The following is a 389-nucleotide window of genomic DNA, read 5'->3' on the forward strand; positions in this document are numbered from 1 at the left end:
GGCGCTGCTGGATAAGGTCGATATCGCCACGCCGCACATCGCGGGCTACACGCTGGAAGGCAAAGCGCGCGGCACCACCCAGGTGTTTGAAGCCTGGTGCGACTTTATTGGTCAGCCGCAGCAGGTGCCGCTCAGTACCTTACTGCCGGTGCCGGAATTCAGTGAAATCACCCTGAATGGCCCGCTGGATCAGCCAACGCTGAAACGCCTGGCGCATCTGGTGTATGATGTGCGCCGCGATGATGCCCCCCTGCGTAAAGTGGCGGCGAAACCCGGCGAGTTTGATCGCCTGCGCAAGCAGTATCAGGAGCGCCGCGAGTGGTCATCGCTGCAGGTGAACTGCGATGACGCCACAACCGCTGAGCTGCTGAACCAGCTGGGCTTTAACG

At 61.4% G+C, this 389-nt stretch carries 1 protein-coding gene; it reads left to right on the forward strand.

The genetic code is table 11. The features are described from left to right. Positions 1-389: DUF3410 domain-containing protein (locus SB765_RS28205; protein WP_410932296.1), on the forward strand; the 389-nt coding region annotated here is incomplete at both ends.

It is taken from the genome of Pseudomonas sp. SIMBA_067, assembly GCF_046534675.1.
GTDB classification, from domain to species: Bacteria; Pseudomonadota; Gammaproteobacteria; order Pseudomonadales; family Pseudomonadaceae; genus Aquipseudomonas; species Aquipseudomonas putida.